The following is a 19,110-nucleotide window of genomic DNA, read 5'->3' as shown; positions in this document are numbered from 1 at the left end:
CATACCTCATCAGTCAGATGCCCGGGTGACAAGAGTCTCCAGGGAATTGGTTTAGACCTGTGAGGGACTTGACGCGGTGTGGCCCCTTGCTCCCGAGCGGTGGGAGAAGGGGCCACACAGTCTCACGGACGGGGACGCCGGATGGTTCAGGACGCGCGCGCGGTCTCCCTGACCTCGGCCTTTCTGTGGTCGGTCCCTCTGGCGTCGATCCCTCTGAGGTCGGTCCGGCCGAGGTCGGTCCCTCTGAGGTCCGCCTTCCCGGCCTCCTTCTCTGCGGCCTCCGTCTCTGCGGGGTCCGCCTCCTCGGGGTCCGCCTCCTCGGAGTCCGTCGGCATGACCTGGGTGAAGACGTCGTCGTAGCTGTGCACCTCGTCCGTGCCGGAGAGCAGGTACGCCTGCGCCTCGCCCACGTGGAAGTACACGCCGTGCAGCGTGAGGCTGCCCTCGTCCAGTCGGCGCGCCACCGACTCGTACGCCCTGAGGTGCTCCAGCTGCTGCACCACGTTGGTCAGGCAGAGCTGCTCGACCGCGTCGGCGGGCAGCCGTCCGGAGATCCGGGCCCAGGCGTGGCGGTGGCTCGCCATCCGCTCCAGGCTCGGCCGGCCGTGCCGCAGCCAGCGCCGCAGCGGGGTCTGCGGTACGGCCGGGTCTTCCGGCGCGCTGCCCAGCAGGGCCTGCATCGCGCCACAGCCGGAGTGGCCGCACACGGTGATCGACGAGACCTGGAGCACGTCCACCGCGTACTCGATAGCCGCCGCCACCGAGTCGTCCCCGCTCTCCTCGCCGGGGAGGGGGACGAGGTTGCCGACGTTGCGCACGGTGAAGAGGTCGCCCGGGCCGCTGGAGGTGATCATGCTCGTGACCAGGCGGGAGTCCGCACAGGTCAGGAAGAGCTGCGACGGGCGCTGGCCCTCGCGGGCGAGCCGGGCGAGCTCGTCCCGGACGAGCGGGGCGGTGTTCCGCTGGAACTTGCCGATGCCGCTGGCCAGGTGCAGCCCCGACGACCGCCGGGGCTCGTCGGACTCCGGCCCCTCGGGCCCTTCCTCCGAGGCGGGCGGTCCCTCGGCCGGCAGCTCCCCGCACTGGTGGTTGTGCCATGGGGTCCACGGGCGGCAGCAGGTGGGCGCGGCCGAGTCGGCGGCCGCGGCGGGGGCGGGTTCGGCGATCCGGGCCCCGGACGGGCCGGTCGTCTCGACCGTCCCGCCGTGGGCGATGTGCCCGGTCGTCCACTCGCTCAGCGTCTCGTAGGCCGCGTGGTCCATGAAGGATCCGTCAAGCTCGACCACGACGTGGGAGCCCTGGGGTAGTTGGTGAAGGGCTCGGCTCAGCCGGGGGACGGCGAGGAAGGTCAGCTGGCCGCGTACGTGCAGCAGCGGGTTCCCGTCGCGCTCCTCGCGGCTGATCCGCGTGCGGGCCAGCCGGTGCAGCGCGACGGCGATGGCCACGGCGATGCCGAGGGCGACGCCTTCCAGGATGCCGACGAGGACGACACCGGCCGTCGTCACCGCGTACACGACGACCTCGCGGTGCCGGGTGACCGTGCGGATGTGGGTGATGCTGACCATCTGGATGCCGACGACCATGACGAGCGCGGCGAGCGCGGCCAGCGGGATCAGGTCGAGCGCGGGGACGAGCAGCAGGGCCGCCAGCACGATCCACAGGCCGTGGAGCATGGTGGACGTCCGGCTCACCGCTCCCGCCGAGACGTTGGCGACGGAGCGGACCGCGACTCCCGCGACCGGCAGTCCGCCGAGCGCCCCGGAGACCACGTTGGCCGCGCCCTGTCCGGCGAGCTCACGGTCGAGGTTCGAGCGCGGGACGCTCCGGCTGCGGTCCCCGCGGGCGGCGACCAGCTTGTCGACGGCGACGGCGGAGAGCAGCGACTGCACGCTCGTGACCAGCGTGATCGTGAGCACCCCGGCGGCGATGCCGAGGACCGGCCCCTCGGGCAGCCCGGGCAGCGCGTGACTGCTCCAGGAGGGCAGGTCGACGCGGGGCACGGAGAGCCCGGCGACGACGGCCGCAGCGGTCGCCCCGGCCACCGCGACGAGCGCGGCGGGGACTCTCCGGGCGAGCCGCCCGGCCCGGCCCGGAAGCTTCGGCCAAGACAGCAGGACGGTCACAGTGAGGGCGCTGATGGCGAGCGCGGACGGGTGGATGTCCGCCAACTGGGCGGGCAGGCCGAGGACGTTGTCCACGGCGGAGCTCTGTGGGGTGCCGCCGAGCACGATGTGGAGCTGGGCGAGGGCGATGGTGACGCCGATGCCGGCCAGCATGCCGTGCACGATCGCGGGCGAGACGGCGAGCGCGGATCGAGCCACGCGCAGGACGGACAGGCCGAGTTGGGCGAGTCCGGCGAGGACGGTGATGGCGCAGGTGGTGCGCCAGCCGTACCGCTGGATGAGTTCGGCGGTCACCACGGTGAGGCCGGCGGCGGGCCCGCTCACCTGGAGCGGGGAGCCGCCGAACCGGCCGGCGACGATGCCGCCGACGGCGGCGGCGACCAGGCCGGACTGGAGCGGTGCTCCGGTGGCGAGCGCGATGCCGAGCGAGAGCGGCAGGGCGATCAGGAAGACGGCGACCGAGGCGGACAGGTCCGCGCCCGCGACGTGGAAGCGGCGCGGTCCGCCCGGCGGGCCGTGCGGCCGCTGACCTCGGGGCCGGGTGTTCTTGTGGTGGGTGGACTTGCGGGCAGGCGTGCAGAGAGTCATGTTCCCGTCTCCTCCGGGGCGGCGCGGTCGCGGCTCGTGCGGGACGAACGTGGGGGCGCGGCCGTGGGTCACGGCGTGCAGCGGCGGGATTCCGGTTGGACCCCCGGGATGGGAAGGCCAACGCTCGGTAAACGGATCGTAATGGAGAGTAAAGTCTCCGGCATTATTTTCGGGGCAAACAGGGCAATGATTCACCGGTTCCGGTGATAGGCGAACGAAATGCCGCTTGTCGTTTCATCTCTCCGGCAGGTGTGGTGCGACGTTGACGCCGCTCGTACGGGATGCCGCTCGTACGGAAATGTGCTTTGAGGAGAGGTGGGCGGATGTCAGCCGCCGGGAGAAGGACCGCAGTCGACCAGACCGTCCACGTGGGCGTCCACGGGGCCGTCCACAAGGCCGTCCGCAAGAGGGTGCTCGCCGCCGGCGCCCTCGCGGTCGCCCTGATCACCGGCGTCGCCGGCTGCTCGGGCTCCGACGAAGCCGCCCAGAAGGGCACACAGGGCGGCTCGGGCGCCAAGAAGAGCCCGGCCGCGGCTCCGCCGAACGCGGTCCGCCTGATCGGCGACGGTTCCACGGCCTTCACCGGAGCCCAGCCGCACCAGCCGGTCTGGGAGCGGCTCAAGCCGGGGGAGACCCCGCCGCAGTTCGTGGTTTTCTCGTGGGACGGCGCGGGCGAGGACAGCCAGAAGCTGTTCTCCCACTTCCGCTCGGTCGGCAAGAAGTACGACGCGTCCATGACGTACTTCCTGAGCGGCGTGTACCTGCTGCCCGAGGAGAAGCGGAAGCTCTACGACCCGCCGCAGCACAGCGCGGGACGCTCCGACATCGGCTTCAACGACGTCGAGGGGATCCGTGCCACCGTCCGCGAACTGCGTGCGGCGTGGCAGGAGGGCAACGAGATCGGCACCCACTTCAACGGCCACTTCTGCGGCAAGGAGTCGGGCGTCGGCAACTGGTCGCCGGAGGAGTGGAAGAGCGAGATCAACCAGGCCAAGTCCTTCGTCAAGAACTGGAAGACGAACGCCGGGCTGAGCGCGGAGCAGCCGCTCCCCTTCGACTACGACAAGGAGCTCGTCGGCGCCCGCACGCCGTGCCTGGAGGGGCGGGAGAACTTCGTCCAGGCGGCGGCGCAGATGGGCTTCCGCTACGACACGAGCGGCGTCAACGACCAGATCTGGCCCAAGAAGGACCTGGGCCTCTGGGACCTGTCGATGCAGCTGGTGCCGGTCCCCGGCCGCGCCTTCCAGACGCTGTCCATGGACTACAACTTCCTCGTCAACCAGTCCCCCGGCACGACCCAGGGCGACCCCTCGCGGCACGCGTACTGGGGCGACCAGATGCGGGACGGCCTGGTGCAGGCCTTCGAGCGCTCCTACCGGGGCAACCGCGCGCCGCTGATCATCGGCAACCACTTCGAGTCCTGGAACGGCGGCACGTACATGCGCGCCATCGAGGAGACCATCGCTACGGTCTGCGTGCAGAAGGACGTCAAGTGCGTGTCCTTCCGTCAGCTCGCCGACTGGCTCGACGCCCAGGACCCCGACGTCATCGCCAAGATGCGGACCCTGAAGGTGGGAGAGGCCCCGCAGGGCGGCTGGCGGACCTTCCTGGCGGCCCGGCCCCCCGCCCCGGCGGGCGCCCCGGCGACCGGCGTCAAGCAGGCTGAACGACGCTGAGCCCTTCGCGCGACCAGGGTTCGCCGAGCATGAACTCGGGGCCGACCTGCGCCGCCAGGTCGGCCCCGGCCCCTCTGCCCTCGCGTCCCTCGCGCCGCTCGGCGCCGGGGGCGCCTCGCGGGCTTCGCGGCGCTGCGCCGGACTCCGTCCGGCGGCGGCCGGCCCGGGGCGCGTCAGCCAAGCTGCGCGACGGCCAGGGGTTCGCCGAGCATGAACTCGGGGTCGACCTGCGCCGCCAGGTCGGCCCCGGTCTTGGCGTTGCCCCAGCTCTCCGCGTTGCGGAGGTGGAAGTGGACCATCTGGCGCGTGTAGCGGTCCCAGTCGCGGTGGGCGTACGAGTCGTCGGCCGCGTCCTGGAGGGCCTGGAGCGACATGCGGTTCTCCGCCTCCAGGAGCTCGAAGCGGGGCGGTCGGCCCTTCTCCATCGCGCGGACCCAGTCCGAGTGGCCCACCGTCACCAGCAGGTCGTCGCCGACCTCGGCGCGCAGGAATTCGAGATCGTCCTCGCCCTGGACCTTGTTCCCGACGACCTTGAGCGCGACGCCGAAGTCCCGCGCGTACTCCTTGTACTGGCGGTAGACCGAGACGCCCTTGCGCGTCGGCTCCGCGACCAGGAAGGTCATGTCGAAGCGGGTGAAGAGGCCGGACGCGAAGGAGTCCGAGCCCGCCGTCATGTCGACGACCACGTACTCGTCGGCCCCGTCGACCAGGTGGTTGAGGCAGAGCTCCACCGCGCCGACCTTCGAGTGGTAGCAGGACACCCCGAGGTCCGACTCGGTGAAGGGGCCGGTCGCCATCAGCCGGATGTCGCCGTCGTCGAGCCCCACCGTGCGCGCGCAGGCCTCGTAGACCGGGTTGTCCTCGCGGACCCGCAGCAGCCGTGAACCCTCCCCGGGCGGCGTCGTTTTGATCATCGTGTCGGCGGAGACGATCCGCGGGTTCGAGCCCCGCAGGTACTCCTTGATGAGCGGCAGGTGCGCGCCCATCGCGGGCATCGCGGCGGCCTCGGGCTCGGGCAGTCCGAGCGCGGCGCCCAGGTGCTGGTTGATGTCGGCGTCGACGGCGACGACCGGGGACTCGGTGGCGGCGAGGTGGCGGATGAAGAGCGAGGACAGCGTGGTCTTGCCGCTGCCGCCCTTCCCCACGAAAGCGATCTTCATGTTCACCTAGCGTAGCGGCATGAATGCGCGGCGTGGTCAAGGTGCGTGAAGAAGACCACTCCATCGTGGGGCGGGCCGCCGGTGCGCGTAGCCTCCCTACTTATGAGTACGCACGCCTCTGACCCCTTGGCCGCCCTCGGCTCCCTGCCGGGCGTCGCCGACGCGGTGGACTCCGTACGCAAGGCCGTCGACCGGGTCTACGGCCACCGTGTGATGCGCCGCCGCAGCAACGAGATCTCCTCCGAGGCGGCGCTGCGCGGCGCGCGCGGCTCGGCCGCCCTCTCCGGTGCCGACTGGGCCCTGGAGGAGGTCCGGCGGCGCACCGACTTCAGCGCCGACGCCGAGGCCCGCACGGTCGGCGCCGCCCTGCGTCTGGGCGCGGAGGCCGGGCAGCTCCTCTCCATCTGGCGCCAGTCGCCCATGCGGGTGCTCGCCCGCCTCCACCTGGTCGCCTCGGGCGACGCGGGCATCCCGGGAGGCACCGCGGGCACGGCCGGTACCGGCACCGGTACGGCGGCCGGCGCCGTCGCGGATTCGGTCGGCCGGCCTCGGCTGGACGGCGAGACCGTCGACGAACCCCTCGTCGACGCCCCGCTCCCGACGCCCTCCGAGGTGGCCGGCCGTCTCGACGGGCTCGCGGAGCTGATCGTCGCGGGCGGCGACGCGCCGGCGCTCGTGACGGCCGCGATCGTGCACGGCGAGCTCCTCGCCCTGCGCCCCTTCACTTCGTACAACGGCCTGGTCGCACGGGCGGCGGAGCGGATCGTGCTGGTCGGCAGCGGCCTCGACCCCAAGGCGATCTGCCCGGCCGAGGTCGGTCACGCCGAGCAGGGTGCGGCGGCGTACCTCGCCGCGTTCGAGGGGTATCTGTCGGGCACCCCGGAGGGCGTGGGCGGCTGGATCGCGCACTGTGGCCGATCCGTCGAGCTGGGGGTCCGCGAGTCGACGGCCGTCTGCGAGGCGCTCCAGCGCGGCGCGGCCTGACGAGGGTCGGTCCGCTTCCGGCCCGGCTCAGTTTGCGATCCGGAGCCGGGCCGGAAACGGGTTGCGGCGGCACCAGGTCTGGTACCGCCGCTGGCACGTCTACCCAGTTACCATGCGTCCTCGATAAGTGCCCATCAGGCCGGGAACTTTGCCCTTGGCCTGGTGCGGCTGGCCCGTAATCGACGGGTCGACGTCGCGTGGGTGCTCGGTTTCTGTGCTAGGTCCGTGGGGCCTTCATGCTCAACAGGTGATCCTCTCGGATGTCCTCGGTCTCGCGGGCCTGATTCCTTTCTACTCCTGTCGGCGGGGAAGCGAAAGTGCTGGCTCCGCTTCTTTCGTCATTGCTCAAATTCGGGCAAAGTCACCGGCGAGGCGATGGGCGAGTGCGGCCTGGCGGCGCCGCGAGGCGTACCAGACGATTCCGGCCGTCGCCGCCGCCGCACCCACGGCCGCGGCGGCGACGAGGGCGGGACGGGGCGGCATCCGGAACTCCGGCAGCCGCTGCTTGAGCCGCACCGGCTTTTCGAAGGAGAGCACCGGCCATTCACGGGCGACGGCCTCACGGCGCAGCGTCCGGTCGGGGTTGACGGCGAACGGGTGGCCGACGGCCTCCAGCATGGGGATGTCGGTCGCGGAGTCGCTGTAGGCGTAGCAGCGGGACAGGTCGTACCCCTCCGACTCCGCGAGCTCCCGGACGGCCTCGGCCTTCGTCGGTCCGTAGGCGTAGTACTCCACCTCGCCGGTGAAGCAGCCGTCCTCGCCGACCACCATCCGGGTGGCGACGACGCGGTCGGCTCCGAGCATCTCGCCGATCGGCTCGACGACCTCGGCGCCGGACGTCGAGACGATCACGACGTCGCGGCCGGCAGCGTGGTGCTCCTCGATGAGGGAGGCGGCCTCGTCGTAGATGATCGGGTCGATCAGGTCGTGCAGGGTCTCGGCGACGAGCTCCTTGACCTGGGCGACGTTCCAGCCTTTGCAGAGCGCGGAGAGATATTCGCGCATCCGCTCCATCTGGTCGTGATCGGCTCCGCCCACCAGGAACACGAACTGGATGTAGGCCGTCCGCAGGGCGGCACGGCGGCTGATCAGCCCGCCCCGGTAGAAGGACTTGCTGAAGGTCAGCGTCGAGGACTTCGCAATGACCGTCTTGTCCAGGTCAAAGAAGGCGGCTGTGCGCGGCAAGGAGTGGTTTTCCACAAGCCTGAGCATAGGTGCCCGCCATTCGGCGTACGCTGGGGCGCGTGGGTTTGCCTGAGAAGGCTCTCGGGTACACCATGGAAGTCACGGATCGTTCGCGACCGTGCTAACCCGGTCCGGCTCCTCCCCCCCCGAGTCGGCCGGAAAGACGACCCCCGCTCTCCCCCCCGGCGGGGGTCGTCGCATGTCCGGAGCCGTTTCGGCCCTCCGTGTCATCGCGGACTCCTCTCTCCTCGCTCCGCGGCCGTGCTCGGCCGCCCTGCTGTCGAGCACTTGTTTCGTCACTCACCGTAATCGATGGGCTGCGCTCCGGGCAGTCCCCGGAGGGGTGGCGTAGATATTCACAGACCCTTGGTTATCCACAGTTTTTCGGTGAGATCTCCAAGATTTCCGGTACTGCCCCACGGTGATTCCTGACGCGAAGTTCGCGGACGACAGGAATCACGAGAGGGGCGTGCGCCGTGGAGGGAACAAGGACTTCCGGAGCCGGGAGCGCGGCGAGGACGGCGGGGAGGGCTGCCGTGGGCGCCGCGGTCCCGGGTGGGGTGGCGGGCGAGTCGCGCCGTGCCGGGCCGCTGATCGTCACCGAGGACCTCGCGCTCCTCGACGACCTCCTGCGGCTGTGCGCGGCGGCCGGGGTGGAGCCCGAGGTGCACCACCGTGTGCCGGAGCGGCGGGCGAGCTGGACCGACCCGCCGCTCGTGCTCGTCGGCGACGACGTCGCGGCCCGCTGCCGGGCGGCGACGCGTCGCCCGGGGGTCGTCCTCGTCGGCCGTGAGCAGGACGATCCGGGGGTCTGGCGGCTGGCCGTCGAGGTCGGAGCGGAGTGTGTGCTGCGGCTGCCGGAGGCCGAGAGCGTCCTCGTCGACCGCATCGCCGACGCGGCGGAGGGCGTGGGGCGACAGGCCCTGACCGTCGGGGTCGTCGGTGGCAGGGGCGGCGCGGGCGCCTCCACCCTGGCCTGCGGCCTCGCGCTGGCCGCCGCGCGCACCGGCCGGCGGACCCTGCTCGTGGACGGCGACCCGCTGGGCGGGGGCCTCGACGTGTTGCTCGGCGGCGAGCGCGAGGACGGCAGACGCTGGGCCGACTTCGCCGCCTCGAAGGGACGGCTGGCCGGCGGCGCCCTGGAGGAGTCCCTGCCCGCCGTGCGCGGAGTGCGGGTGCTCAGCTGGGGTCGGGAGCCCGCCGCGCCGGTGCCTCCCGAGGCCGTGCGGTCCGTGCTCGCCGCCGCGCGCCGGCGCGGCGGGGTCGTCGTGGTCGACCTGCCGCGAGGGACCGACGAGGCGGCCGCCGAGGCCCTGGCCCAGCTCGACCTCGGACTCCTCGTCGTCCCCGGCGAGCTGCGGGCCGTCGCGGCGGCCCACCGGGTGGCCTCGGTCCTCGGAGTGGTCGTGCGCGACCTCCGGGCCGTGGTCCGCGGACCGTACGCGGCCGGGCTCGACGAGCGCTGGGTCGCCGACGCGCTGCGGCTGCCGCTCGCCGGGGAACTGCCCTACGACCCGGGGATCGTCGCCGACCAGGACGCGGGCGTACCGCCGGGCGCGGAGCCCCGCGGGGCGCTCGGCCGGTTCTGCGCCGCCTTCTGGGAGCGCGCCCTCGCCCCGGGCGGTGCGGCGTGACCGGGACCGTCGTCGCGGGCGGCGGCGGACTCGGGTCCGGCGGTGCGGGACTGCTCGACGCCGTACGGCAGCGGCTCGCTGCGAGCGGGGCCGAACCCACACCCGCGCGGGTGGCGGCGGCTCTGCGGGCCCAGGGACGGCTGCTCGGCGACGCGGAGGTCCTCGGCGCGGCCGAGGAGCTCAGGTCCGAACTGATCGGGACCGGGCCCCTGGAGCCGCTGCTCGCCGATCCTGGGGTCACCGACGTCCTGGTCTCGGCGCCCGACCGGGTCTGGGTGGACCGGGGCACCGGACTCGAACGGGCCCCGGTGGCCTTCCCCGACGCCACTGCCGTCCGCAGGCTCGCGCAGCGGCTCGCCGCCGTGGCGGGACGCAGGCTCGACGACGCCAGGCCCTGGGTGGACGCCCGGCTGCCCGACGGGACCCGCATGCACGCGGTGCTGCCTCCGGTGGCGGTCGGCTCGACCTGTCTGTCCCTGCGAGTCGTGCGCCCCCGCGCCTTCTCCCTGGAGGAGCTGGCCGAGGCGGGCACCGTGCCGCCGGGCGGAGCCCGCGTCCTGCGGGCGCTGATCGACGCCCGCGTGTCGTACCTGGTCAGCGGTGGCACGGGGACGGGGAAGACCACGTTGCTCGCCTCCTTGCTGGGTCTCGTGGGCCATCGGGAGCGGATCGTGCTCGCCGAGGACTCGGCGGAGCTGCGGCCGGACCACCCGCACGTGGTGCGCCTGGAGGCCCGCCCCGCGAACCAGGAGGGCGCCGGGCTCGTGACCCTGCGGGACCTGGTCCGCCAGGCCCTCCGGATGCGGCCGGACCGGCTGGTGGTCGGCGAGGTCAGAGGCGGCGAGGCGGTGGACCTGCTCGCCGCCCTGAACACCGGACACGAAGGCGGCTGCGGGACGGTCCACGCCAACACCGCGGCGGACGTACCGGCCCGGCTGGAGGCGCTCGGGACCGCTGCCGGGCTCGACAGGGCCGCCCTGCACAGCCAGTTGGGCGCGGGTCTCTCCGTGGTGCTCCACCTCGTGCGGGGCCGGGACGGGCGGCGGCGGATCGCCGAGATCCACGTCCTGGAGCGGGATCGGGACGGACTCGTGCGGACGGTTCCCGCGCTGCGATGGGGTGCGGCCGGATTCGAGCGGGAGCGGGGCTGGGAGCGGCTGCGGTCGCTGATCGGAGGCGGGACGTGGTGATCGTGGAGCTGGTGTCGGTGCGGGCGGCGGCGGAGGGCGCGGCGGTGCTCTGTGCGGGGCTCGCCCTGTGGGGGCTCGTCGAGTGGCGGCGCGGGGTGGCCCGGGCCCGGTTGGTGCTCGCGGGTGTCGTGCCGGACGAGCCCGGAGGGCAGGAGCAGCTCCGTGCGTGGTGGGCGGCGGTCGCGCGGTGGCGGGCCTTGGTGGTCCGCCGGCGCTCCTGGCTGTGCCTGCCGGCGGCGGGGGCCCTCGCCCTGCTGGGCGGGTCGCCGCTGCCGCTCCTCGCCGGAGGAGTCGCGGTGCCGCTGGTCGCACGGCGACTGCGGGCGGCCGAGCGGCGGAAGGAGTGCGAGGCGCGCGCCGGGGCGGTGGTGGCCCTCTGCGGGGCCGTCTCCGGGGAGTTGAGGGCCGGCTGGCAGCCCGCGCAGGCGCTGTCCTTCGCGGCCCGGCAGACCGGCGCGCTGGGTGACGAGGAGGCGGCGGTGCTCGCGGCGGCCCGGTTCGGCGGGGACGTGCCGGAAGTGCTGCGGCGGGCGGCCCGGCAGGGCGGTGCCGACGGGCTCGCCGGCCTGGCGGCCTGCTGGCAGGTGGCCGTGGACGGCGGCGCGGGCCTGGCGGCGGGGCTCGACCGGCTGGAGGCGGCCCTGCGGGACCACCACGAGCAGCGGGAGCGGCTACGGGCCGAACTGGCCGGGGCCTGGGCGACGGTCACGGTTCTCGCGGTGCTGCCGGCGGCGGGGCTCGCCCTCGGCGCGGCGCTGGGCGCCGATCCGTTTCGGGTGCTCCTGCACACCCCGGCGGGGCTGGGGTGCCTGGTGGTGGGCGGTGCGCTGGAGGCGGCCGGTCTGTGGTGGGCCGCGCGGATCGTCCGGGGAGGGGAGCGGGCGTGACGGGGGCTGTTCAGGTCGCGGGGCTTCTGGTCCTGCTGATGGTGCTGTGTGTGCAGGCGGGCCGCGAGGTGGTGCGCGAGCGGCGGGTGCGGGGCATGCGGCGGCGGGCCGGGAGCCTGCTGGCGACGCCCGCGCCACGGCCAGGGAGGCGGAGGGGCCGCAAGCGGACGCCTTCGCCCTCCGAGGAGAGCGAGACGGCGGCACGTCACCTTCCGCTCGCAGCGGATCTGTTGGCCGCCTGCGCCTCCGCCGGAGCGGGGCCCGGAGAGGCGGCGGAGGCCGTGGGCCGCTCGCTGGGCGGGCCCTTGGGCGAGCGGCTGGCCCGCACGGCGGCCGAACTGCGGCTCGGTGGCGAACCGACCGAGGTGTGGCGGAGGTTCGGCGAGATGCCGGGCGCCGAAGGGCTGGCCCGCTGCATGGAGCGAGCCGCTTCCTCGGGGGCGCCCGCGGCGGAGGCCGTCGCCCGGCACGCGGCCGGCCTGCGGGCCGCCCGTGCCCGGACGGCAGCAGCCCGGGCCCGCCGGGCACAGGTGCTGATCAGCGCGCCCGTGGGGCTCTGCTTCCTGCCCGCGTTCCTGGCGGTGGGGGTGGCGCCCGTGGTGATCGGGCTGGCTGCGGGACTGATGGACCGATGAAGGCAACGACAGGACGGGACAAGGAGATCGACATGACGGACATGACGAATATGGCGAACACGTTGAACACCGTGCACACCGTGAACACGGCGGGCGTGACGGACGCGGCGACGGAGAACGGCTCGGCGAAGGGCGGCCGGCTGCGTGCGGTGAGGGGGTGGTGGCGGGCCAGGCGGCGGGCCTTGCGGTCCGATTCGGGCATGACGACGTCCGAGTACGCGGTGGGCACGATCGCCGCGGCGGCCTTCGCCGCGGTCCTCTACAAGATCGTGACGAGCGGGACCGTCTCGGGAGCGCTTGAGTCGATGATCGGCAAGGCCCTCGATGCGCCGTTCTGACCGGGGGTTCGTGACCGTGGAGGCGGCGATGGTCCTGCCCGTGGTCGCGCTGTTCACGGTGACCCTGCTCTGGGCGCTGGCCGCGGCCGCCGCGCAGATCCGGTGCGTCGACGCGGCGCGGGCGGGGGCCAGGGCCGCGGCCCGCTCCGAACCGGTGGCCGCCGCCGAAGGAGCCGCCCGGGCCGCGGCGCCCGAGGGCGCCCGGGTGTCGGTGACGCGGTCGGGGGAGCTGTGGCGGGTGACGGTGGAGGTGGCCGCGCCGGGCCCCCGGGGCATGGGACTGACCTTGCGGGCGGGTGCGGCGGCCCTCGCGGAGGACACGGTGGGCGAGGCCCTGGCGGTCGGGGGCCCACCGTGACGGCGGACCGCGGGTCCGGCCCTGCCCGTCGGCTCGGCCGGGGCCTCCGGGCCGGTCCGGGCGGCCGTGGCGACCGGGGCGCGGCGACCGTGTGGGCGGCGTTCGCGGCCTGTGCGCTGTGTGTGGTGTTCGGGGCGGTGCTGGCGCTCGGGCAGGCGGTGGCGGCCCGGCACAAGGCCGGCGGCGCGGCGGATCTGGCCGCTCTCGCGGCGGCCGACCGGGCCCTGTGGGGCGAGGCCGAGGCATGCGGCGTCGCTTCCCGGGTGGCGGCCGCGCAGGGCGCCGAGCTGCTGCGGTGCGCCGTGCGCGGCGAACTCGCCGAGGTGACGGCCAGGGCGGTGAGCGGGCCCTACCGGCCGGATGTCAGCTCGCGGGCGGGGCCTCCGCGGGCGGCGGCTCCGGGGCCTCCCGCAGCAGTTCCGTGAGGAGGCGGACCGCGCCGCGCTTGTGCAGCGGATCGTTGCCGTTGCCGCACTTCGGGGACTGGACGCAGGAGGGGCAGCCCGCCTCGCACTCACAGGAGGAGATGGCCTCGCGGGTCGCGGTCAGCCAGGCCCGGGCCGTGTGGAAGGCGCGCTCGGCGAAGCCCGCGCCACCCGGATGGCCGTCGTACACGAAGACCGTCGGCAGCAGCGTGTCGGGATGGAGGGGGACGGAGACGCCGCCGATGTCCCAGCGGTCGCAGGTGGCGAAGAGCGGCAGCATGCCGATGGAGGCGTGCTCGGCGGCGTGCAGGGCGCCCCCGAGGATCTCGGGGGTGATCCGGGCGGCGTCGAGCTGGTCCTCGGTGACCGTCCACCACACGGCCCGGGTGCGCAGGGTGCGGGGTGGCAGGTCGAGCTTGGACTCGCCGAGGACCTCGCCGGTGATCAGACGGCGGCGCAGGAAGGAGACGACCTGGTTGGTGACCTCGACGGAGCCGAAGCAGAGGCGGCCGGCTCCCCAGGGGATCTCGGTGTCGGTCTCGAGGACGGAGACGGAGGTGGTGTCGCGGGCGGTGGTGGAGTACGGCGGGACGGCCTCCTCCACGAATGCCACGGAGTCCTTCAGATCGAGCTCCCGCACCAGGTAGGTGCGGCCCTGGTGGAGGTGGACGGCGCCCTCGTGGACGGCGGTGTGGGAGGCGGCTTCGTCGACCGTGCCGAGGAGGCGGCCGGTGCCGGCCTCCACGATCCGGACGGGACTGCCGCCGCCGCCCCGGATGTCGGTGAGGTCGGCGGCCCGCTCGCGGCGGGTCCAGTACCAGCCGGTGGAGCGGCGGCGCAGCAGCCCGGCGCCCTCCAGCTGGGGCATCAGACCGGGCGCGGCGGGGCCGAAGAGCGTCAGGTCCGTGTCCGTCAGCGGGAGCTCCGCGGCGGCGGCGCAGAGGTGGGGGGCGAGGACGTAGGGGTTGTCGGGGTCGAGGACGGTCGATTCGACGGGCTGCTCGAAGATCGCTTCCGGGTGGTGGACCAGGAAGGTGTCCAGCGGGTCGTCCCGGGCGACGAGGATCGCGAGGGCGCCCTCGCCCGAGCGGCCGGCGCGGCCCGCCTGCTGCCACAGGGAGGCCCGGGTGCCCGGGTAGCCGGCGATCACGACGGCGTCGAGGCCGGAGACGTCCACGCCCAGCTCCAGGGCGGTCGTGGCGGCCAGGCCGAGGAGCTCGCCCGAATGCAGGGCCCGCTCCAGGGCGCGGCGCTCCTCGGGCAGGTAGCCGCCCCGGTAGGCGGCGACCCGGCGGGCCAGGGCGCGGTCGGTCTCGGCGAGCCGTTCCTGGGCGATCACCGAGATCAGTTCGGCGCCGCGCCGGGAGCGGACGAAGGCGACCGAGCGCACGCCCTGCCGGGTCAGGTCGGTCAGCAGGTCGGCGGTCTCGGCGGTGGCGGTGCGGCGTACGGGCGCGCCGCGCTCGCCGTGGAGCTCGGTGAGCGGCGGCTCCCACAGGGCGAACACCAGTTCGCCGCGCGGGGAGGCGTCATCGGAGATCTCGGTGACCGGCAGGCCGGTGAGGCGGCCGGCGGCCAGGGCCGGTTCGGCGGAGGTGGCCGAGGCGAGGAGGAAGACGGGATCGGAGCCGTACCGGGCGCAGATCCGGCGCAGGCGGCGCAGCACCTGGGCGACGTGCGAGCCGAAGACGCCTCGGTAGGTGTGGCACTCGTCGATCACGACGTAGCGCAGGGCGCGCAGGAAGGAGGACCACCTGGGGTGGGAGGGAAGTATGCCCAGGTGCAGCATGTCGGGGTTGGTCAGCACGTAGTTCGCGTACTGGCGGACCCACTCGCGCTCCTCGACCGGCGTGTCGCCGTCGTAGACGGCGGGGCGGATCCGGGTGCCGAGCGGGGCGGCCAGTTCCCGTACGGCGCGGCGCTGGTCGGCGGCGAGGGCCTTCGTGGGCGAGAGGTAGAGGGCGGTGGCCCCGCGTCCGTTGGGGGCCTCCGCGCCGTCCAGGAGGGTCGTCAGGACCGGGGCGAGGTAGGCGAGCGACTTGCCCGAGGCGGTTCCTGTGGCGATCACCACGGAATCGCCGTTCAGGGCGGCCTCCGCGGCCTCGGCCTGATGAGCCCAGGGGTGCTCGATCCCGGCTTCCTGGATCGCGCTGATCACCTCGGGACGGATCAGGTGCGGCCAGACGGCATGACGGCCCTCCCGGGCGGGCATGTGCTCCATATGAGTGATGCGCGCGGCCCGACTCTCGCCTGCGGAGAGCCGGTCGAGGACCATGCCGGGGGAGGGGCGACTGCCCGTGTCCCCGGCCGGTCGAGGGGGGCGCTGATTCTTGGCCATCGGCACCGAGTGTGTCACTGCCAGGACGGACAATGCTTCCAAGGCGTCGTGCATGGCTGCTCGTAAGTGATTGAATGCCATTGCGGCTGGCGATCAGTTCCCTGGCTCCGCCCGGGAGGCCCGAGGGGGCGATCGCCCGATAGCAAGGTGCTGGAGGATCCGTGGACCTGTCCCTGTCGACTCGCAATGTGTCCGGCGCTGGTGGTGACCGTACGGTCGTCGAGGTCGGTGGCGAGATTGATGTGTATACCGCGCCCAAGCTGCGCGAGCAGTTGGTCGAGTTGGTGAATGACGGCAGCTACCACCTGGTTGTCGACATGGAGGGCGTGGACTTCCTCGACTCCACCGGCCTCGGTGTGCTCGTCGGCGGCCTGAAGCGCGTCCGCGCGCACGAGGGCTCGCTGCGTCTGGTCTGCAACCAGGAGCGCATTCTGAAGATCTTCCGGATCACGGGGCTCACCAAGGTGTTCCCGATCCACCAGTCGGTCGACGAGGCCGTCAACGCGGTCGACTGACCCAGGGGGATCGCATGGCCACCGTTGAACTCCGATTCAGCGCTCAGCCCGAGCACGTCCGTACGGCCCGCCTGGTGGCGGCCGCGGTCGCCCGCAGGGCCGGAGTGGACGAGGCGGTCCTCGACGAGGTGCGTCTCGCCGTCGGCGAGGCCTGTTCCCGTGCGGTCGGGCTGCATCGCAGCAACGGCGTCACGACCCCCATCAGGGTCGTGCTGACCGAGGAGGAGAAGGCTTTCTCCATCGAGGTCGGCGACGAGGTGCCGGGCGCGGGCGTGGCGGCGGCGGATGCCGCCGGTGTGCCCGGTGCGCGGTCCTCGGCCCCGGCCGACGACTTCGACGACGCCGACGGCGAGGACGAGATGGGTCTCGCGGTGATCCGCGGGCTCGTCGACGACTTCGAGGTGAGCGCCGGCGAGGACGGCGGCACCATCCGCATGAGCTGGCCGACCAGCCCGGCGGACGTCCTGTCCTGACCCCGCCCAGAGCGGCACGAGAGCGACGAGAAGAGGCCCCGCCCAGTGCGGGGCCTCTTCTGCGTTCCCGGCCCGGGTCCGCCTCGATGGGCCCGCTCGGATTGGTGCATCCGCGCGGTGGCCCCGCGGGGTCCCCGTTTGTGCCGGTTCCTCTCCTTATGATCCGTCTCCATGGACCCCACTTCGCTCGCCGCGGCGGTGCTCACGAGCGGGAACCGGACGATCGTGGTCGTCGTCGCGGCCGTCGCCCTCGGCGCGCTGGTCGTCGCCCAGCTCCTCGTCCGCCAGGTGCTCAGGGCCGGCGAGGGCACCGAGAAGATGAAGGAGATCGCCGCCGCCGTGCAGGAGGGCGCCAACGCCTATCTCGCGCGGCAGCTGCGTACCCTCGCCGTCTTCGCGGTCGCCGTGTTCTTCCTGCTGATGCTGCTGCCCGCCGACGACTGGGCGCAGCGCGCCGGACGGTCCCTGTTCTTCCTGGTCGGGGCGCTGTTCTCGGCGACCACCGGATACGTCGGCATGCGCCTCGCCGTCCGGGCCAACGTGCGGGTCGCCGCGGCGGCCAGGGAGGCCACCCCCGGGCCGGGCGAACCCGAGAAGGACCTCACCGAGGTCGCGCACCGGGCCATGCGGATCGCGTTCCGCACGGGCGGGGTCGTCGGCATGTTCACCGTCGGTCTCGGGCTGCTCGGAGCCTCTTGCGTCGTCCTCGTCTACGCCGCCGACGCGCCGAAGGTCCTGGAGGGTTTCGGGCTCGGCGCCGCGCTCATCGCGATGTTCATGAGGGTGGGCGGCGGCATCTTCACCAAAGCCGCCGACGTCGGCGCCGACCTGGTCGGCAAGGTCGAGCAGGGCATTCCCGAGGACGACGCGCGCAACGCCGCCACCATCGCCGACAACGTGGGCGACAACGTCGGCGACTGCGCGGGCATGGCCGCCGACCTCTTCGAGTCGTACGCGGTGACGCTGGTCGCGGCCCTCATCCTCGGCATGGCCGCCTTCGGTGACCACGGCCTCGCCTTCCCGCTGATGGTTCCGGCCATCGGCGTGGTCACGGCGGTGCTCGGCATCTTCGCGGTCGCCCCGCGGCGCGCCGACCGCAGCGGGATGAGCGCGATCAACCGGGGCTTCTTCCTCTCGGCGACCGTCTCGCTCGTGCTGGTCGCCGTCGCAGCCTTCACCTACCTGCCGTCCTCGTACGCCGAGCTCGAAGGCGTCACCGAGCCCGGCATCCCCGGCCACGACGGCGACCCGCGGGTCCTCGCCCTCGTCGCGGTCGCCATCGGCATCGTCCTCGCCGCCCTCATCCAGCAGCTCACCGGCTACTTCACCGAGACCGGCAGGCGGCCGGTGCGGGACATCGGCAGGTCCTCGCTCACCGGCCCCGCCACCGTCGTCCTCGCGGGCGTCGCCCTCGGCCTGGAGTCCGCCGTCTACGCGGCCCTGCTGATCGGACTGGCCGTCTACGGGGCGTTCCTCCTCGGCGGCGCCTCGATCATGCTGGCGCTGTTCGCGGTCGCCCTCGCCGGGACCGGCCTGCTCACCACGGTCGGCGTGATCGTCGCCATGGACACCTTCGGCCCGGTCTCCGACAACGCGCAGGGCATCGCGGAGATGTCCGGGGACGTCCGGGGCGCTGGCGCGCAGGTCCTCACCGACCTCGACGCCGTGGGCAACACCACGAAGGCCATCACCAAGGGCATCGCCATCGCCACCGCCGTCCTGGCGGCCGCGGCGCTCTTCGGCTCGTACCGGGACGCCATCGCGACGGCCGTCGCCGAGGCCGGCGGGGCCAAGGCGATCGGCGGGGCGGCCGACCTCCTGACGCTCTCGATGGACATCTCGCAGCCCAACAACCTCTTCGGGCTGATCCTCGGTGCGGCGGTCGTCTTCCTCTTCTCGGGGCTCGCGATCAACGCGGTCTCCCGGTCGGCCGGTTCGGTGGTCCACGAGGTGCGGCGGCAGTTCCGCCAGCACCCCGGGATCATGACGTACACCGAGAAGCCCGAGTACGGGCGGGTCGTCGACATCTGCACCAGGGACGCGCTGCGCGAACTCGCCACGCCCGGGCTGCTCGCCGTGACGGCCCCGATCGCGGTCGGCTTCGCGCTCGGCGTCGGCCCGCTCGGCGCGTACCTCGCCGGGGCGATCGGCACGGGCGCCCTGATGGCGGTCTTCCTCTCCAACTCCGGTGGTGCGTGGGACAACGCGAAGAAGCTGGTCGAGGACGGTACCCACGGCGGCAAGGGCAGTGACGCGCACGCGGCGACCGTCATCGGGGACACGGTCGGCGACCCCTTCAAGGACACCGCGGGACCGGCGATCAACCCTCTCCTGAAGGTCATGAACCTCGTCGCGCTGCTGATCGCCCCCGCCGTCGTGCAGTTCGGATACGGGGAGGACGCGAGCGACTGGGTGAGGGCGGTGGTCGCCGGACTCGCGGTCCTCGTCGTGGTCGTCGCGGTGCGGCTCTCCAAGCGGCGTTCGGTAGCCGTCTCCTGACGTGTCGTCCGTCTCATTTCCCGGTCGTGGGCGGTGTCCGAGGGGTCTTCTCCCTTGGTTCAAAAGACTGCAATGTGGGATGAATCCGTCCCACGAAAGGTG

The 19,110-nt window shown here is 73.3% G+C and carries 16 protein-coding genes; 12 read left to right on the top strand and 4 right to left on the bottom strand.

Annotated features, from left to right (window positions below):
• Nucleotides 1-146: 146 nt before the first annotated feature.
• Complete coding sequence (locus IE124_RS15270) at nucleotides 147-2,711, bottom strand: SulP family inorganic anion transporter (protein WP_189508304.1); 2,565 nt, start codon at nucleotides 2,709-2,711, stop codon at nucleotides 147-149.
• A 323-nt stretch (nucleotides 2,712-3,034) separates the two neighbouring features.
• Here IE124_RS15270 and IE124_RS15265 point away from each other — a divergent pair, with 323 nt between their 5' ends.
• Nucleotides 3,035-4,387 carry a polysaccharide deacetylase family protein gene (locus IE124_RS15265; protein ID WP_229832479.1) on the top strand — a complete coding sequence of 451 codons (1,353 nt, stop codon included), beginning with the start codon at nucleotides 3,035-3,037 and terminating at the stop codon, nucleotides 4,385-4,387.
• Between the two features lie 173 nt (nucleotides 4,388-4,560).
• Here the strand turns inward: IE124_RS15265 and IE124_RS15260 are convergent, their stop codons facing one another.
• Complete coding sequence (locus tag IE124_RS15260; RefSeq protein ID WP_189508303.1) at nucleotides 4,561-5,547, bottom strand: ATP-binding protein; 987 nt, start codon at nucleotides 5,545-5,547, stop codon at nucleotides 4,561-4,563.
• A gap of 102 nt (nucleotides 5,548-5,649) precedes the next feature.
• On the opposite strand from IE124_RS15260, the gene IE124_RS15255 reads away from it, so the two are divergent.
• The gene (locus IE124_RS15255; RefSeq protein WP_189508302.1) at nucleotides 5,650-6,531 is read left to right on the top strand and encodes a Fic family protein; all 882 of its coding nucleotides are present in this window, start codon (nucleotides 5,650-5,652) and stop codon (nucleotides 6,529-6,531) included.
• A 345-nt stretch (nucleotides 6,532-6,876) separates the two neighbouring features.
• On the opposite strand, the gene IE124_RS15250 is transcribed toward IE124_RS15255, so the two are convergent.
• A complete protein-coding gene (locus tag IE124_RS15250) occupies nucleotides 6,877-7,743 on the bottom strand; it encodes an HAD family hydrolase (RefSeq protein ID WP_189508301.1) in 867 nt (288 codons plus the stop codon).
• Nucleotides 7,744-8,252: 509 nt separating this feature from the next.
• Between IE124_RS15250 and ssd the strand changes: the two genes are divergently transcribed.
• The 7 genes from ssd to IE124_RS15215 all read left to right on the top strand — a co-directional run bounded on the left by ssd (nucleotide 8,253) and on the right by IE124_RS15215 (nucleotide 13,183).
• A complete protein-coding gene (gene ssd / locus IE124_RS15245; RefSeq protein ID WP_189508300.1) occupies nucleotides 8,253-9,350 on the top strand; it encodes a septum site-determining protein Ssd in 1,098 nt (365 codons plus the stop codon).
• Nucleotides 9,347-10,540 (top strand): TadA family conjugal transfer-associated ATPase, encoded by a 1,194-nt coding sequence (locus tag IE124_RS15240; protein WP_189508299.1) that lies wholly within the window; start codon nucleotides 9,347-9,349, stop codon nucleotides 10,538-10,540. Before ssd ends, IE124_RS15240 begins: the two co-directional genes overlap by 4 nt.
• The gene (locus IE124_RS15235; RefSeq protein ID WP_370468770.1) at nucleotides 10,537-11,427 is read left to right on the top strand and encodes a type II secretion system F family protein; all 891 of its coding nucleotides are present in this window, start codon (nucleotides 10,537-10,539) and stop codon (nucleotides 11,425-11,427) included. Before IE124_RS15240 ends, IE124_RS15235 begins: the two co-directional genes overlap by 4 nt.
• Nucleotides 11,424-12,062, top strand: a complete 639-nt coding sequence (locus IE124_RS15230; protein WP_229832477.1) for a type II secretion system F family protein — start codon at nucleotides 11,424-11,426, stop codon at nucleotides 12,060-12,062. Before IE124_RS15235 ends, IE124_RS15230 begins: the two co-directional genes overlap by 4 nt.
• 140 nt (nucleotides 12,063-12,202) lie before the next feature.
• Nucleotides 12,203-12,400 (top strand): DUF4244 domain-containing protein, encoded by a 198-nt coding sequence (locus IE124_RS34900; RefSeq protein ID WP_381861248.1) that lies wholly within the window; start codon nucleotides 12,203-12,205, stop codon nucleotides 12,398-12,400.
• 10 nt (nucleotides 12,401-12,410) lie between these two features.
• Nucleotides 12,411-12,758 (top strand): TadE family type IV pilus minor pilin, encoded by a 348-nt coding sequence (locus IE124_RS15220; protein WP_189508297.1) that lies wholly within the window; start codon nucleotides 12,411-12,413, stop codon nucleotides 12,756-12,758.
• Nucleotides 12,755-13,183 carry an Rv3654c family TadE-like protein gene (locus IE124_RS15215; protein WP_189508296.1) on the top strand — a complete coding sequence of 143 codons (429 nt, stop codon included), beginning with the start codon at nucleotides 12,755-12,757 and terminating at the stop codon, nucleotides 13,181-13,183. Before IE124_RS15220 ends, IE124_RS15215 begins: the two co-directional genes overlap by 4 nt.
• Here the strand turns inward: IE124_RS15215 and IE124_RS15210 are convergent.
• Nucleotides 13,122-15,602 (bottom strand): DEAD/DEAH box helicase, encoded by a 2,481-nt coding sequence (locus IE124_RS15210; RefSeq protein ID WP_189508295.1) that lies wholly within the window; start codon nucleotides 15,600-15,602, stop codon nucleotides 13,122-13,124. The two genes, IE124_RS15215 and IE124_RS15210, sit on opposite strands and share 62 nt — an antisense overlap.
• A gap of 80 nt (nucleotides 15,603-15,682) precedes the next feature.
• On the opposite strand from IE124_RS15210, the gene IE124_RS15205 reads away from it, so the two are divergent.
• From IE124_RS15205 to IE124_RS15195, 3 genes are all read left to right on the top strand, one after another.
• Nucleotides 15,683-16,036: an STAS domain-containing protein gene (locus tag IE124_RS15205; RefSeq protein ID WP_055642712.1), complete on the top strand. Its 354-nt coding sequence runs from the start codon at nucleotides 15,683-15,685 to the stop codon at nucleotides 16,034-16,036.
• A gap of 14 nt (nucleotides 16,037-16,050) precedes the next feature.
• Nucleotides 16,051-16,509, top strand: a complete 459-nt coding sequence (locus IE124_RS15200) for an ATP-binding protein (RefSeq protein ID WP_189508294.1) — start codon at nucleotides 16,051-16,053, stop codon at nucleotides 16,507-16,509.
• Nucleotides 16,510-16,680: 171 nt separating this feature from the next.
• Nucleotides 16,681-19,008, top strand: a complete 2,328-nt coding sequence (locus IE124_RS15195; protein WP_189508293.1) for a sodium-translocating pyrophosphatase — start codon at nucleotides 16,681-16,683, stop codon at nucleotides 19,006-19,008.
• The last annotated feature ends 102 nt before the right edge of the window (nucleotides 19,009-19,110 follow it).

It is taken from the genome of Streptomyces narbonensis (assembly GCF_014649015.1).
Taxonomy (GTDB): Bacteria; Actinomycetota; Actinomycetes; order Streptomycetales; family Streptomycetaceae; genus Streptomyces; species Streptomyces narbonensis.
Note: the sequence above shows the minus strand (reverse complement) of the source record. Positions and strands in the feature narration are given on the sequence as shown.